The sequence below is a fragment of the Pseudomonas sp. W2Oct36 genome (assembly GCF_041060465.1).
Classification (GTDB): Bacteria; Pseudomonadota; Gammaproteobacteria; order Pseudomonadales; family Pseudomonadaceae; genus Aquipseudomonas; species Aquipseudomonas graminis_B.
The window spans coordinates 138,763-154,020 of record NZ_JAUERW010000004.1 but is presented as its reverse complement, the minus strand read 5'-3'; the positions used below and the strand labels follow the sequence as shown (position 1 = coordinate 154,020).

The window sequence follows — 15,258 nt, the reverse complement described above, 5'->3', positions numbered from 1 at the left end:
ACATGGTGAGTTCCAATGTGGGAGCAAGCTCACTCCCAGATGTTTTGTTGTGTCCTTGCTATCGGCGTTGAGCCTTGCGACGCCGCCACTGCCGTCCGACCCACCAGCGCCAATACGCCATCGTCCCGAAATACCCCGCCACGCCCAGCACAATTCCCGCCACTACCGATCCCAGCAAAAACGGCTGCCACAAGGTCGACAGCTGTCCACTGATCCAGTCCCAGCTCAGCTCGTCCGGGAAATGCCGCGGCGGCAAGCCCATTAACAGCGCGCCGATTTTATAGGTGCAATAGAACACCGGCGGCATCGTCAGCGGGTTGGTCAGCCAGCACAGACTGACAGCGATCGGCATGTTGGCCCGCACCCAGATCGCCAGCACAGCGGCCAGCAGCATCTGCAACGGCATCGGCATCAAGGCGGCGAACATCCCGATCCCCATTGCGCGCGCCACGGAGTGTCGATTGAGGTGCCAGAGGTTGGGGTCGTGCAGAAGAGCGCCAAGAAAGCGTAAGGATTTGTGTTCCCGGATGCTGTTCGGATCGGGCATGTACCGCTTGATCAGGTGGCGTGGCATACGGGAATCCGGCGAGGTGGGCGGGAAATTCGGGGAAGTATGCACGGATAGTCGCAAACGCAAATTCAGACTTTGTGACAATTAATAAACGCGAGGGCCGGGGCATCAGCTAAGCCATGGAAGTCGATTTCGCCCGCAGACAAGGAAAGCCTCATGCGCACAGGGATGCTCGCGCTTGCACTCGGATTGCTGACGTTGCGTTTTTTGCCCGCATTACCGCCGGTCTGGTTGCTGCTGCTGATGCCCGTGGTCGCGCTGATGCTGCTGCCGTTTCGCACCTACCCCCTGGCGTTTTACCTGTTCGGCCTGACGTGGGCCTGTGTGTCGGCCTCGTCCGCGCTGGACGATCGGCTGGCCGAGCGCCTCGACGGGCAGACACTTTGGCTGGAAGGACGCGTCGTCGGCCTGCCCCAGACCCTCGACGGCGTGGTGCGGTTTCAGCTGGAGGATCCGGTTTCACGGCGCGCGCGGCTGCCGGAGCAGATCCGCGTTGGCTGGTACGGCGGTCCGCCGATCAGCAGCGGCGAGCGCTGGCGTCTGGCCGTCAAACTCAAGCGGCCGGGCGGGCTGGTCAATCCCGGCGCGTTTGATTACCAGGCGTGGCTGCTGGCCCAGCGTATTGGCGCCACCGGCACCGTGGTGGACGGCCAGCTGCTTGAGCCGGCGCGGGACAACTGGCGCGACGGGATTCGCCAGCGCCTGCTCAGTGTGGATGCCCAGGGCCGACAGGGCGGGTTGGCCGCCCTGGTGTTGGGCGACGATTCCGGACTGAGCGCCGCCGATTGGCAAGTCCTTCAGGACACCGGCACCGTTCACCTATTGGTCATTTCCGGGACGCACATCGGCTTACTCGCCGGTTTGCTTTACGGCCTCGTCGCAGGACTGGCTCGATGGGGGGTATGGCCGCCGTTTCTGCCCTGGCTGCCCTCGGCCTGCATCGCGGCGTTCGCGGGGGCGCTGGCGTACGGCGTGCTGGCAGGCTTTGAAGTGCCGGTCCAGCGGGCCGTCATCATGCTGGGTCTGGTGCTGCTGTGGCGTCTGCGCTTCCGTCATCTGGGCACCACGTGGCCGCTGTTGCTGGCGCTGAACCTGGTGCTGATCGCCGAGCCTCTCATCACGCTACGCCCCGGCTTTTGGCTGTCGTTCCTGGCGGTGGGTATCTTGATGCTCATTTTCAGCGGGCGACTCGGGCGGTGGAGCTGGTTGCAGAGCTGGACCCGCGCACAATGGCTGATCGCGTTGGGCCTGTTGCCGGTGCTGCTGGCGCTGAGCCTGCCGGTGAGCGTGAGCGGCCCGGTCGTCAATCTGCTCGCGGTGCCGTGGGTGAGCGTGCTGATTTTGCCCCTGGCGTTGATTGGTACGCTGCTGCTGGCGATTCCGCCACTGGGGGAAAGCCTGCTGTGGCTGGCAGGCGGCGCAATGGACGGCCTGTTTCGCTGGCTGACGTTCATGGCCGGTCTCGCCCCCGCCTGGACCGGTCCGCAGGTGCCGATGTGGGTCTGGCCGGTGAGCCTGCTCGGCGCTTTGCTGCTGTTGCTGCCCAAAGGCCTGCCGATGCGCCCGTTGGGCTGGCCCCTGCTGTTGCTGTGCATCTTCCCGCCGCAGAAAACCGTGCCCATGGGGCAAGTCGACGTGCTGCAGCTGGACGTGGGGCAGGGCCTCGCCATTCTACTGCGCACCCGCGACCACGCATTGCTGTATGACGCGGGGCCGCGCTTCGGTGATTTCGATATCGGCGAGCGCGTGGTATTGCCGGCCATTCGGCGCGCCGGAATCAGACAGCTTGATACGCTGCTGCTCAGTCATGCCGATTCCGACCATGCCGGTGGTGCTGCCGCCGTTCGCAAAGGCCTGCCGGTTGCACGTGTGCTGGCGGGTGACGTAGGGCGCATGCCTGCCGAGTTGTCGGCCGAGTCCTGTCGTAACGGGGAAACATGGACGTGGGATGAAGTCATTTTCTCCACCTGGATTTGGGAGCACGCCGCCGTGGGCAATCAGGCCTCCTGCGTGCTGAGCGTCGAGGCCAATGGCGAGCGGCTGTTGCTCACCGGAGATATCGACGTGGCGGCAGAACGCGCGATGCTCGACGACAGCTTCAACGTCAGCGCCCACTGGCTTCAGTCCCCTCACCACGGCAGCCGCAGTTCTTCGTCACGGGCGTTTCTGCGCGCGGTGGGTGCACGCGGTGTGCTGATTTCCCGAGGCCGCAATAATGCGTTCGGTCATCCCCATCCGCTGGTGATGTCGCGTTATGCGTGGTCCGCCATGGAGGTTCACGACAGTGCCGTGCTGGGTGCCATCACCTTGCAACTGGGCGCCTACGAAGACGCCCGGGCTGAACGCAGGACACCACGCTTCTGGCGTGACTGAAAGGGAGGGTTATTCATCGACACGTTCGGCGAGGCGCTGACGCTATGTTAGAGTGGCGCCACTTTTTTTCAGGGGGTGGTCGCTGTGTGGGAGCTGGTCAAATCAGGTGGCTGGATGATGCTACCGATCATTTTGAGTTCCATTGCCGCCGTCGGAATCATCATTGAACGCCTCTGGACCCTGCGCGCGAGCCGCATCACGCCGCCGCATTTGCTCGGTCAGGTGTGGCGCTGGATTCAGGACAAACAGCTGAGCGCCGAAAAGCTCAAGGAGCTGCGCGCCGACTCGCCGCTGGGTGAAATCCTCGCCGCCGGTCTGGCCAATTCCCGCCATGGTCGCGAGATCATGAAGGAGTGCATCGAGGAAGCCGCGGCCCGGGTCATTCACGAGCTGGAACGCTATCTGGCAACACTCGGCACCATCGCTGCCATGGCGCCGTTGCTGGGTCTGCTGGGGACGGTGCTCGGCATGATCGACATCTTCAGCTCGTTCACCAGCAGCGGCATGACCGGTAACGCCGGTATGCTCGCCGGCGGTATTGCCAAGGCGCTGATCTGCACGGCCTCGGGCCTGACCGTTGCGATTCCCGCCATCTTCTTTCACCGCTATCTGCAAAGCCGCGTCGATGAGCTGGTGGTCGGCATGGAACAGGAAGCCATCAAGCTGGTGGAAGTCGTGCAGGGCGATCGTGACGTCGACCTCACCGACGCCAAGCCGGACCTCAAGGCTGCCGCGCGTGGCGAGGGCAAGAAGAAGTGAAATTCCGCCGTCGCAAGCCCAGGGAGACCATCGACATCAATCTGGTGTCGCTGATCGACGTGGTGTTCATCCTGCTGCTGTTCTTCGTCGTGACCACTACGTTCACCCGGGAAACTCAGCTGCGCGTCGACCTGCCCCAGGCGGTGACCGGCGCTTCAGCCGATGACGTCGACAAAAAACACCTCGACATCACCATCAACGCCGATGGCGTTTATTCGGTGAACAACACGCTGCTGGGCGACAGCAAGCTGGAAACCCTCATCGATGCCCTGCAAAAGAAATCCGAGGGCGACACCAGTCTGCCGCTGTCGATCAGCGCTGACGGTAAGACCCCCCATCAGGCGGTGATTACCGCCATGGATGCCGCCGGCAAACTCGGTTTCGCTCATTTGCGCATGACCACGGTTGAGGCCGCATCGGCTAACTGATGGCATTCACCGACCGACTGCTCGACGCCTGGTACAACGGCCATCCGGCGCTGGTGCTGCTGCGCCCGCTCGAATGCCTGTACCGGCGCGTGGTGAACCGCAAACGCGCGCGTTTTCTCGCCGGGCAGGGCAGCATTTACAAAGCGCCTGTTCCGGTCGTGGTCGTCGGCAATATCACCATTGGCGGCACCGGCAAGACGCCGCTGATTCTGTGGATGATCGACCATTGCCGGGCCCGCGGGCTGCGCGTCGGTGTGGTCAGTCGCGGTTACGGCGCTAAACCGCCAAGCCTGCCTTGGCGCGTGCTGCCGCAACAGGCCGCTGCGCACGCGGGCGATGAACCGCTGCTGATCGTCAATCGCACTGGCGTGCCGCTGATGATCGACCCGGACCGCTCGCAGGCCGTGCGCGCCTTGCTGGCTGAAGAGCCCCTCGATCTCATTCTCTCGGACGACGGCCTGCAGCACTATCGCCTGAACCGCGACCTCGAACTGGTGCTGATCGATGCCGTCCGCGGCCTTGGCAATCGCCGTTGCCTGCCGGCGGGCCCGCTGCGCGAACCGGTCGGGCGGCTGCAAAGCGTGGATGCGCTGCTGTACAACGGCGCGGGCTCCGAACGCGAAGACGGCTTCGGGTTTCAACTCAAGCCCTCGGCGCTGGTCAACCTGGTCAGCGGTGAACGCCGGCCGGTCGATCATTTCCCGCCGGGGCAGCAGGTCCACGCGGTGGCCGGTATCGGTAATCCGCAACGTTTCTTCAACACCCTCGAAGGACTACACTGGCGGCCTGTTCCACATGCGTTCGCCGACCACGCCGTGTTCAGCGCCCAGGCCCTGTCGTTTACCCCGGCATTGCCCGTGGTCATGACCGAGAAGGACGCCGTCAAATGCGCGTCCTTTGCTGCGTCGGACTGGTGGTACCTGGCCGTGGAAGCCGTGCCTTCGCCGGCGTTCGTCAGTTGGTTTGATTCGCAGTTAACCCGTCTTTTGCCATGACTCGCTCAGGATCTCTTATGGACACCAAATTGCTCGACATTCTTGCCTGCCCGATCTGCAAAGGTCCGCTCAAGCTCAGCGCCGACAAAACCGAGCTGATCAGCAAAGGCGCCGGCCTTGCCTACCCGATCCGCGACGGCATCCCGGTGATGCTGGAGAGCGAAGCGCGCACCCTCACCACTGACGAGCGTCTGGACAAATGACCGCAGCGTTTACCGTTGTCATTCCGGCGCGCTATGGGTCGAGTCGCTTTCCCGGCAAGCCGCTGAAAACCATCGCCGGCAAGCCGATGATCCAGCACGCCTGGGAACAGGCGCGCAAAAGCAGCGCAGAGCGTGTCGTGGTTGCCACTGACGATCAGCGCATCGTCGAGGCCTGCCGGGCGTTCGGCGCCGAAGTACTGATGACACGCGACGATCACAATTCCGGGACCGATCGCCTGGCTGAAGTCGCCGCCCAGCTGGGTCTGGCCGACGACGCCATCGTGGTCAACGTTCAGGGCGATGAACCGATGATCCCGCCGGCCGTGATCGATCAGGTTGCCGACAACCTCGCCGCACACCCTGAAGCGCGCATGTCGACCCTCGCCGAGCCGATCGAGGACGTGGCATCGCTGTTCAATCCCAACGTGGTCAAGGTCTGCTCGGACCTTAGTGGCCTGGCCCTTACCTTCAGCCGCGCGCCGCTGCCCTGGGCTCGCGATGCGCTGGCGAAGTCCCGCGACGTACTGCCGGAAGGCGTGCCGTACCGCCGTCACATCGGCATCTATGCCTACCGCGCCGGGTTCCTCCACGATTTCGTCAGCTGGGGTCCTTGCTGGCTGGAAAACACCGAAAACCTGGAGCAATTGCGTGCGCTCTGGCATGGCGTGCGCATCCATGTGGCCGACGCCCTGGAAGCGCCACCGGCCGGCGTCGACACCGCTGAAGACCTGGAACGCGTTCGTCGTCTGCTGGAGGTGTGATGAGCATGGGTCTGGTCGTTCTTCCACTGTTTTCGCGGATGCACCCATGACGCTGAATGTGCAGCACGACGTGCCACTCAAGCCTTACAACACGTTCGGCGTGGCGGTGCGCGCCCGGCGTTTTGCCGAGGCGTTCAGCGACGACGACGTGCGCGAGGCCTTGGCGTATTCGTCTGGCCACGACGTGCCGCTGATGGTCATTGGCGGTGGCAGTAACCTGCTGCTGACCCGTGATGTCGACGCCCTCGTGTTGCGCATGGCCAACCGTGGCATCCGCATCACCCATGAGGACTGCGGCGGCGCCATTGTTGAAGCGGAGGCGGGCGAGCCCTGGCATCCTTTCGTGCTGGACACCCTCGCCAAGGGGCTGGCCGGGCTGGAAAACCTCAGCCTGATCCCCGGCACCGTCGGCGCTGCACCGATGCAAAACATCGGCGCTTACGGCGTTGAGCTCAAGGATGTTTTCCACAGCCTGACCGCGATGGATCGACACAGCGGCGAGCTGCGGGAATTTACCCTGGCTGACTGCGAATTCGGTTATCGAGACAGCCTGTTCAAGCGTCAGCCAAACCGTTGGCTGATCCTGCGGGTTCGCTTCAAGCTCAGCTATTCTGCGAGTCTGCATCTGGACTACGGTCCGGTGCGGCAGCGGCTGGAAGAGCAGGGCATCAAAGAACCTTCGCCGATGCACGTGAGCCGGGCGATCTGCGCCATTCGCAGCGAAAAACTGCCGGACCCCGCGACGCTGGGCAATGCGGGGAGCTTCTTCAAGAACCCGCTGGTGTCCGCTGAGCAGGTTGCCGTGATCAAACTCACGCACCCAGGCGTGGTCGGCTACCCTCAGGCCGATGGCCAGGTAAAGCTGGCGGCCGGCTGGTTGATCGAGCAGGCGGGCTGGAAAGGCTTTCGTGACGGCGACGCCGGCGTCCATGCGTTGCAGTCTCTGGTGCTGGTCAACTATGGCGAAGCATCCGGCGGACAGTTGCTCGGCCTCGCGCAGCGGATTCAGGCGGACATTCTGGAGCGCTTCGGTGTTGCGCTGGAAATGGAACCCAACCTTTATTGACCGGCTGCGTCGTCTTCCGGTCTGAGCGCCACTTCGCCTGTACTCAGTGAGGGTTGAGCATGAGTGAAACCCTGTGTGCCATCGTGCTGGCAGCGGGTCTCGGCAGCCGCTACCGAGCGGTTGCCGGTCAGCACCGCAACAAGCTGCTGGCGCAATGCCTCGGGCGTGACGGCACGGAGCGTTCGGTGCTGGAGCAGGTGCTGGTCAACGTCAGCGCCCTTGCCGATAAAACCGTCCTGCTGACCCGAGCCGATTACTGCAGTGTGGCCGAGTTGGGCCTGCGCCATGGCTATGAAGTGGTGGTGCTGGATTCCCCCGGCATGGGCGACAGCATCGCCGCTGCCGTTTCCGCCGAGCCCGCCCATCGCGGCTGGCTGATTGCCTTGGGCGACATGCCCTTCATTCATGCTGACACACTCGAACGCGTGGCCCGCTCGGTGGAAGACGATGCCATCAGCGTGCCGGTCCATGCCGGACAGTATGGGCATCCCGTCGCCTTTGGTCGTGCGTTCGGGCCAGCGCTCATGGCACTGGCCGGGGAGAAGGGCGCCAAGCGGCTTTTCCAGGGTGCGCGCATCAAGGAAATCGAGGTCGACGACCCGGGTGTGTTATGGGATGTGGACGTGCCTGCGGCGTTGACCTTTCAACCGCGGTGATCTCAACCCCGGCCGAACCGCCCTCCATGCCGCGGTCCTGACCGTCAAGCACAAAAAAGCCCCACCTGCTCACACAGGTGGGGCTTTTTGGTCACGGCCGATTAAACGAGCGGTTTAGGCTCATCCGAGGCTTGCGCCTCTTTCTGCTGACGCTCGGCTTCCAGACGACGGCGGCGCACTTCACGAGGATCGTTCGGTGCACGGCCATTGCTGGCAACCGGCAGCGCAGGCGCCTCTTCAGCGACAGGTTCTGCAACCGGCGCCTGAGGAGGTTCGACCGCCACTGGTGCGGCGACGATCTCCGGTGCCGCGGTCTGAGCGGCTGCTTCGACGGCTGGCGCGATGACCGGTTCAGCGACCACTGGCTGCTGAGCAACGGGCTCGACGGCTTTCGGTGCTTCGATTGCCGGCGCCTTGGCGTGCTCTGGCTCTGCGGCCTGAGCCGGTTCAGTAATCTGAACAAGCTCAGGTGCCTTGGCAGGCTCGGCAGCCTGAACAGGCTCAGCCGCTTTGACAGGCTCAACGACGTGAACCGGCTCAGCGACGGCTACCTCAACCGCCTCATGCTCCAGCGCAGGAGTTGGCATAAACGCAGGGGCTTCCACAACCGCTGGCGCTTCAACAGCGACCGGGATCTCGGCACTGGCTGGCGCGTCGGTCGACTCGGCTTCAGCGGCTGCTTTCACCTGACGCTCGAACGGGCTCAACGAGGCGTCGAAGGTTGCCACTTCCACTTCCGGCATCACCGAACGCTTGGCTTCAGGCGCAGGGATTTCGACGACCGGCGCTTCAGGCGCTGCTTCGGAGGCCTGAGCGACAGGTGCCGCTTCAGTTGCGCTGGCTTCAACGGGCGTGTTCGCACGTTCAGCCTGGCGGTGGGCATCGGCTTCGGCGGTGGCGCTGATGACGCGCTCCGCTACAGCAGCAACGCTTGCACTGGCGGCAACGTTGCCACGGTCAGCGTTCGCGTGCACTTCGTCACGGGATTCATGACCCGGCTCGCTGCCTTCGCCGTGGAGTGCTTCAGAACCTTCCGAACCCTCAACGCCTTCGCTGCCTTCGATTTCATTACCGTTGGCATCACGTTGACGCTCGCGACGGTTGCTGCGACGACGCTGGCCGCGTGAACGACGACGAGGGCGATCGCCTTCGGCGTGCTCCTGGTTGTCATCCTGTTGCTCTTCGGTGGTCAGCAGGGTTTCGTCTTCGGCAGCCACTGCAGCCTGCTCGGTCCGTGGTTGACGCTCTTCACGCGGTGCACGCGGCTGACGCTCTTCACGCGGGGCGCGTTCAGGGCGTTCTTCGCGGGGCAGGTTGACAGCCGGTGCGGCGTCGATCGGCTCACGCAGTTCACGCACACGCTCTTCACGCGGCTTGCGGTCTTCACGCCCGGCACGTGGCTGACGCTCTTCGCGAGGAGCACGGGCTGCACGCTCTTCGCGCGGTGCAGTGGTTTCGTCACGGGCTTCACGCGGCTCGCGCGCTGCACGCTCTTCACGAGGCGCGCGCTCCTCACGTGGGGCACGTTCTTCACGGGGTGCGCGTTCTTCGCGATCGGCACGCGGCGCACGTTCTTCACGCGGCTTGCGTTCTTCGTCACGACGGCCGTTACGGCTGCGGCTCTGCTGACGGCCGTTACGGCGCTCGTCGTTGCGCGCAGGGCGCTCGGCAGCCGGTTTTTCGACCACGGCGGCAGGCGCAGGAGCAGGCTCTTCCTTGGAAGCGAACAGGCTGACCAGCGATTTCACAAGACCCTTGAACAGGCTTGGCTCATGGGCGACCGGTGCAGGCGCAGCGGCAACCGGCGCAGCGGCTTCAACCGGAACCGGTGCGTTGGCGCGGGCCGGTGCGGTTTTGACTGCGGCTTCCTGGCGAACCAGGGTGCGGGTAGCGGCGGCAGGCGGTGCAACTTCTTCCACTTCAGCAGCAGCGGCAGCGATTTCATAGCTGGTCTGCAGGCTGTGCGCTTCCGGACTGTCATCACGCAGACGCTGCACTTCGAAGTGCGGAGTTTCGAGATGATCGTTCGGCAGAATGATGATGCGCGCGCGGGTACGCAGTTCGATCTTGGTGATCGAGTTGCGCTTTTCGTTGAGCAGGAATGCAGCGACCGGAATCGGCACTTGGGCGCGCACTTCGGCAGTGCGGTCCTTCAGCGCTTCTTCTTCGATCAGGCGCAGGATGGCCAGCGACAGCGATTCAACGTCACGGATGATGCCGGTGCCGTTGCAGCGCGGGCAGACAATGCCGCTGCTCTCGCCCAGGGAGGGGCGCAGACGCTGACGGGACATTTCCAGCAGGCCGAAGCGCGAGATGCGACCGACCTGAACGCGGGCGCGATCGGCCTCCAGGCTTTCACGGACCTTTTCTTCCACGGCGCGCTGGTTCTTGGCCGGGGTCATGTCGATGAAGTCGATGACGATCAGGCCGCCGATGTCACGCAGACGCAGTTGACGGGCGATTTCCTCAGCCGCTTCAAGGTTGGTCTGCAGGGCGGTCTCTTCGATGTCGCTGCCTTTGGTGGCGCGCGCCGAGTTGATGTCGATGGACACCAGAGCTTCGGTTGGATCGATGACGATGGACCCACCGGACGGCAGTTCGACGACGCGCTGGAACGCGGTTTCGATCTGGCTTTCGATCTGGAAACGGTTGAACAGCGGGACGCTGTCTTCGTAGAGCTTGATTTTGCTGGCGTACTGCGGCATCACCTGACGGATGAACGTCAGCGCTTCTTCCTGGGCTTCGACGCTGTCGATCAGCACTTCGCCGATATCCTGGCGCAGATAGTCGCGGATGGCGCGGATGATGACGTTGCTTTCCTGATAGATCAGGAACGGCGCGGAGCGGTCGAGGGAAGCCTCTTTGATCGCGGTCCACAGCTGCAGCAGGTAATCGAGGTCCCACTGCATTTCTTCGCTGCTGCGGCCAAGGCCGGCAGTACGAACGATCAGACCCATGTCGGCAGGGGCGATCAGGCCGTTCAGCGCTTCACGCAGTTCGTTGCGCTCTTCGCCTTCGATACGACGGGAAATGCCGCCGGCGCGCGGGTTGTTCGGCATCAGGACCAGGTAACGGCCTGCGAGGCTGATGAACGTGGTCAGGGCTGCGCCCTTGTTGCCACGTTCTTCTTTCTCGACCTGAACGATGACTTCCTGGCCTTCGCTCAGGACGTCCTTGATGTTGACGCGGCCTTCAGGCGACTTCTTGAAGTATTCGCGGGAGATTTCTTTCAGCGGCAGAAAGCCGTGACGCTCGGAGCCGAAGTCGACAAACGCGGCTTCAAGGCTGGGTTCGATACGCGTGATCCGGCCTTTATAGATGTTGGCCTTCTTCTGTTCGCGGGCCCCGGATTCGATGTCCAGGTCGTAGAGGCGCTGGCCGTCTACCAGCGCAACACGCAACTCTTCGGGTTGAGTTGCGTTAATCAGCATTCTTTTCATGTAGTACCGTCGGTTTCCGGGCTGCCGGAAACGGCGTTCGGCACACACGACTTCTCACGGTCGGTGTCAGGGCACGTCAGGAGTGCTTGAACACTCCAGTGTCTAACGAGGTTCGGCCAGCGGGGCCGAGTCGCGACGACGTTCCTGCTTGCTGTGGTGACAAATGACACCCTGTCAGCAAAAGCTTTGTCAGGAGGAGGAATCAACCATCGGTAGCGGACGATATGAAGCGTCTTGAATAAAGCCTTGTGCTACACAGTCCGACGGTTGTGCGTCTCCACCCCACACGTATCCCTGATAATTCGGGTGCTGCCGCGCGCTGAATCCGCAGCGGGTTGCATTTATCGCAAGCTTCCATGGGAAGTTCGCGCGTCATGGCTCAAATAAGGCGTGGTTTCCGAAGCATTCGCCCGGTGCGACTGCCAGCGACTGCACTTTGTGAACTGGCCTTGAACGTGGGCCTCGATGGCGAGTGACTCACTCTGCGATCGGGCTTGTTTCAGGCCTCATGTCACCTGCGCTCGTTACGCTTGCATATCTTCCGTTGTCACCGAAAGCCCCGTAGGACGGCCTCGCGCCCTCGTGAATTGCGTTGGGCAGGGCCGGCTGTCATACCGTTTGTCCGCTGTCCAGGCCGCTTTTGGCGGCGTTCGCGACTATAGCAGCAATCATTAAGTGCTTCAAATCCATAAAAAATTGTTATGATTTGCGCCATGACAAATCTCACCCCCCCAACCCCCGGCGTCCGGCTGGTAGAGGTTGCGCCGGAATTTGCCGGTCAACGCATCGATAACTTTCTGATCACGTACCTCAAGGGCGTTCCCAAGACCTTGATTTACCGCATTTTGCGCAAGGGCGAAGTGCGTGTGAACAAGGGGCGGATCAAGCCCGAGTACAAGCTTCAGGCCGGCGATGTCGTGCGCGTGCCACCCGTTCGCGTGCCTGAGCGCGACGAGCCTGTGCCGGTTGCCCAGGGTCTGCTGCAGCGCCTCGAGGCCGCCATTGTCCACGAAGACAAAGGCCTGATCGTCCTCAACAAGCCTGCTGGCATCGCGGTTCACGGCGGCAGCGGCTTGAGTTTTGGCGTTATCGAAGCCTTCCGTCAGCTGCGGCCCGATGCCAAGGAGCTGGAGCTGGTCCACCGTCTGGACCGTGACACCTCCGGGCTGCTGATGATCGCCAAGAAACGCAGCATGTTGCGTCACCTCCATGAGCAGTTGCGCGGCGACGGCGTGGACAAGCGCTACATGGCGCTGGTCCGCGGAAACTGGCCGACCGCCCAGAAGCAGGTCCGTGCGCCGCTGCTCAAGAGCAACCTTCGCTCTGGCGAGCGCATGGTCGAGGTCAATGATGAAGGCAAGGAGGCGCTGACCCTGTTCAAGGTGCTGCGTCGCTTCGGAGACTTCGCCACCATGGTCGAAGCCCGGCCCATCACTGGCCGTACCCACCAGATTCGCGTTCACGCTTTGCATGCATGCCACTGTATTGCCGGTGACCCCAAATACGGTGACGAGGATTTCAGTCGCGAAATCCGTGACCTCGGCGGCAAGCGCCTGTTTCTGCATGCGTATGCCCTGACGGTGCCGCTGCCCGATGGCGGCGAGCTGAAGCTCGAAGCGCCCGTCGACGAGATGTGGGCCAAGACCGTGGAGCGACTGCTGCTTGCGCCCTGATTACGAACTGCTGATCTTCGACTGGGACGGCACACTGTCCGATTCCGTCGGTCGTATCGTCGATTCGATGCAGGCCGCCGCGCGCCTTGCCGGTCGTCCGGTGCGTGATGATGACGCAATCAAGGGCATCATCGGACTGGGTTTGCCGGAGGCGATACGCACGCTGTACCCGGACATCACCGACAGCGACCTGATCGTTTTCCGCCAGCACTACGCTGACGGTTACATGGCCATGGACGTTGAGCCTTCGAAGCTGTTCGACGGGGTGCGTGAGTCGCTGGAGGTGTTTCGTGCCGAGGGCTATCGCCTCGCGGTCGCCACAGGCAAGGCCCGGCGTGGTCTGGATCGGGTCCTCAAGGCCCACGGCTGGCTCGACTTCTTCGACGCCACGCGCGCAGCGGACGAAACGGCCAGCAAGCCCGATCCGCTGATGCTCAATGAAATCCTGCAGCATTGCGGCGTCAGGCCCGAAAGGGCGCTGATGGTTGGCGATGCTTCGTTCGATCTGCTCATGGCGCGCAACGCCGGGATGGATTCGGTGGCGGTTGGGTATGGCGCGCAAGCGCTTGGCTCGCTGCTTCAATACCGGCCGCGTCTGGCGATCGAACACTTTTCCGAATTGCGCACCTGGTTGGGTGCGCGGACTGCTGAAACTTCGTTGTTGGGGTAACTGATCTATGTCGGACGAATGGAAATCTCCGTCTTCGCCAGAGCGCGACGACGCAGGGGATGCAAAGAGCTGGAAACTGCTGGAAAAGACCCTGCTCGTCAGCGTGCAGGAGCAGCGTCGGTCGCGGCGCTGGGGGATCTTCTTCAAATCCCTGACCTTTCTTTATCTGTTCGGCGCGCTGGCGTTGTTCTCGCCGCTGATGGATTTCGGCAAGGGCGCTTCACGCAGCACCAGCCACACCGCGCTGATTGAAGTGAAGGGCATGATCGCCGACACCGAGGCCGCCAGTGCCGACAATATCGTTGGCAGCCTGCGGGCCGCGTTCGAAGACGAAAAAACCAAGGGCGTGATTCTGCGCATCAACAGCCCGGGCGGCAGTCCGGTGCAGTCCGGCTACATCTACGATGAAATTCGTCGTCTTCGTGCGCAGAAGCCGAACATCAAGGTATACGCGGTGATCACTGATCTCGGCGCGTCTGGTGCGTATTACATCGCCAGCGCCGCCGACCAGATCTACGCGGACAAGGCCAGTCTGGTGGGCTCGATCGGTGTCACGGCGGCCGGTTTCGGTTTTGTCGGCACGATGGAGAAGCTGGGTGTTGACCGTCGTACCTACACCTCGGGCGAGCACAAGGCCTTCCTTGACCCGTTCCAGCCGCCGAAGCCTGACGAGACCGCTTTCTGGCAGGGTGTCCTGGACACCACCCACAACCAGTTCATCGCCAGCGTAAAAGCGGGCCGCGGTGATCGCCTGAAAGATAAGGACCATCCGGAGCTGTTCTCGGGCCTGGTCTGGACCGGTGAGCAGGCAGTCGGCCTGGGGCTGGTCGATGGTCTTGGCAGTGCCAGCTATGTGGCGCGCGACATCATTGGCGAGAAAGAGATGGTCGATTACACGGTTAAAGAGTCGCCATTCGATCGCTTCTCGAAAAAGATGGGCGCCAGCGTCGCTGAGCAGATCGCGATGTGGGCAGGCTTCAAAGGGCCGTCCCTGCGCTGATCGCTACAGTGTTGATGTGATGAAAAGCCCGGCCATTGGTCGGGCTTTTCGCATCTATTTTTTATCGAGGTCAGGGCAGCTCGATGCCTTCGTTCATCAGCATGTCCACCAGGCGTATTAAAGGAAGGCCTATCAGACTGGTCGCATCCGGGCCTTCGGTGCTGCGGAACAGGCTGACGCCCAGTCCCTCGGCCTTAAAGCTGCCTGCGCAATCGTATGGCTGCTCGGCGTGGAGGTAGCGGCTGATGCGGGCGTCGTCCAGCTGGCGCATGTGCACGGTGAAAGGCACGCAATCAACCTGGCACTCACCCGTACGGCTGTTGAAGAGCGCAAGGCCGGTGAGGAAGCTGACGCTGTTGCCGCTGCTCGCCTTCAGCTGTGCCAGCGCGCGGTCGAACGTGTGCGGCTTGCCGAGGATCTGCTCGCCAAGCACGGCCACCTGGTCTGAACCGATAATCAGGTGGTCGGGGAATTGTTCAGCGAGTGCCATGGCTTTCTCGCGTGCCAGGCGAATCACGAGGTCGATTGCCGGCTCGTCTGGCCGACGGTTTTCATCGATGTCGGGCGACGCGCAGACGAATGGCAACCGCAGGCGATTCAGCAATTCGCGGCGGTAGGGCGAGCTGGAAGCAAGGAGTAGAGGCAGCATGGGTGTCTCCGTAA

General features: G+C 62.7%; 13 protein-coding genes and 1 pseudogene. 11 read left to right on the top strand and 3 right to left on the bottom strand.

Annotated features, from left to right (window positions below):
- Window positions 1-58 precede the first annotated feature (58 nt).
- The gene (locus QWI18_RS08450) at window positions 59-574 is read right to left on the bottom strand and encodes a DUF2062 domain-containing protein (protein WP_369318618.1); all 516 of its coding nucleotides are present in this window, start codon (window positions 572-574) and stop codon (window positions 59-61) included.
- 153 nt (window positions 575-727) lie between these two features.
- On the opposite strand from QWI18_RS08450, the gene QWI18_RS08445 reads away from it, so the two are divergent.
- From QWI18_RS08445 to QWI18_RS08410, 8 genes are all read left to right on the top strand, one after another.
- Complete coding sequence (locus tag QWI18_RS08445; RefSeq protein WP_369318617.1) at window positions 728-2,944, top strand: DNA internalization-related competence protein ComEC/Rec2; 2,217 nt, start codon at window positions 728-730, stop codon at window positions 2,942-2,944.
- Window positions 2,945-3,028: 84 nt separating this feature from the next.
- Window positions 3,029-3,703, top strand: a complete 675-nt coding sequence (locus tag QWI18_RS08440) for a MotA/TolQ/ExbB proton channel family protein (RefSeq protein WP_192133675.1) — start codon at window positions 3,029-3,031, stop codon at window positions 3,701-3,703.
- Entirely contained in the window at window positions 3,700-4,131 is a 432-nt protein-coding gene (locus tag QWI18_RS08435; protein ID WP_369318616.1) for an ExbD/TolR family protein, read from the top strand. The genes QWI18_RS08440 and QWI18_RS08435 overlap by 4 nt, the downstream gene beginning before the upstream one ends.
- Window positions 4,131-5,126, top strand: coding sequence for a tetraacyldisaccharide 4'-kinase (gene lpxK, locus QWI18_RS08430; protein ID WP_369318615.1), 996 nt, complete (start codon window positions 4,131-4,133; stop codon window positions 5,124-5,126). Before QWI18_RS08435 ends, lpxK begins: the two co-directional genes overlap by 1 nt.
- 17 nt (window positions 5,127-5,143) lie before the next feature.
- Window positions 5,144-5,329, top strand: coding sequence for a Trm112 family protein (locus QWI18_RS08425; protein ID WP_003174668.1), 186 nt, complete (start codon window positions 5,144-5,146; stop codon window positions 5,327-5,329).
- Window positions 5,326-6,090 (top strand): 3-deoxy-manno-octulosonate cytidylyltransferase, encoded by a 765-nt coding sequence (kdsB, locus tag QWI18_RS08420; protein ID WP_369318614.1) that lies wholly within the window; start codon window positions 5,326-5,328, stop codon window positions 6,088-6,090. Before QWI18_RS08425 ends, kdsB begins: the two co-directional genes overlap by 4 nt.
- 46 nt (window positions 6,091-6,136) lie before the next feature.
- Window positions 6,137-7,156, top strand: a complete 1,020-nt coding sequence (gene murB / locus QWI18_RS08415) for a UDP-N-acetylmuramate dehydrogenase (protein ID WP_192133668.1) — start codon at window positions 6,137-6,139, stop codon at window positions 7,154-7,156.
- A gap of 59 nt (window positions 7,157-7,215) precedes the next feature.
- Window positions 7,216-7,812 (top strand): nucleotidyltransferase family protein, encoded by a 597-nt coding sequence (locus QWI18_RS08410; protein WP_369318613.1) that lies wholly within the window; start codon window positions 7,216-7,218, stop codon window positions 7,810-7,812.
- Window positions 7,813-7,949: 137 nt separating this feature from the next.
- On the opposite strand, the pseudogene rne reads toward QWI18_RS08410, so the two are convergent.
- Window positions 7,950-11,243, bottom strand: a pseudogene (gene rne, locus QWI18_RS08405) (ribonuclease E); the annotation flags it as partial.
- 722 nt (window positions 11,244-11,965) lie between these two features.
- On the opposite strand from rne, the gene rluC reads away from it, so the two are divergent.
- From rluC to sppA, 3 genes are read left to right on the top strand one after another with little or no spacing between them, the layout of a single operon-like run.
- The gene (gene rluC / locus QWI18_RS08400) at window positions 11,966-12,925 is read left to right on the top strand and encodes a 23S rRNA pseudouridine(955/2504/2580) synthase RluC (RefSeq protein WP_369318612.1); all 960 of its coding nucleotides are present in this window, start codon (window positions 11,966-11,968) and stop codon (window positions 12,923-12,925) included.
- Window positions 12,915-13,595, top strand: a complete 681-nt coding sequence (locus tag QWI18_RS08395) for an HAD-IIIA family hydrolase (protein WP_065993119.1) — start codon at window positions 12,915-12,917, stop codon at window positions 13,593-13,595. Before rluC ends, QWI18_RS08395 begins: the two co-directional genes overlap by 11 nt.
- 7 nt (window positions 13,596-13,602) lie before the next feature.
- A complete protein-coding gene (gene sppA, locus QWI18_RS08390; protein WP_369318611.1) occupies window positions 13,603-14,595 on the top strand; it encodes a signal peptide peptidase SppA in 993 nt (330 codons plus the stop codon).
- Window positions 14,596-14,665: 70 nt separating this feature from the next.
- Here the strand turns inward: sppA and QWI18_RS08385 are convergent, their stop codons facing one another.
- Window positions 14,666-15,244, bottom strand: coding sequence for a nucleoside triphosphate pyrophosphatase (locus QWI18_RS08385; protein ID WP_065993121.1), 579 nt, complete (start codon window positions 15,242-15,244; stop codon window positions 14,666-14,668).
- Window positions 15,245-15,258: the final 14 nt, after the last annotated feature.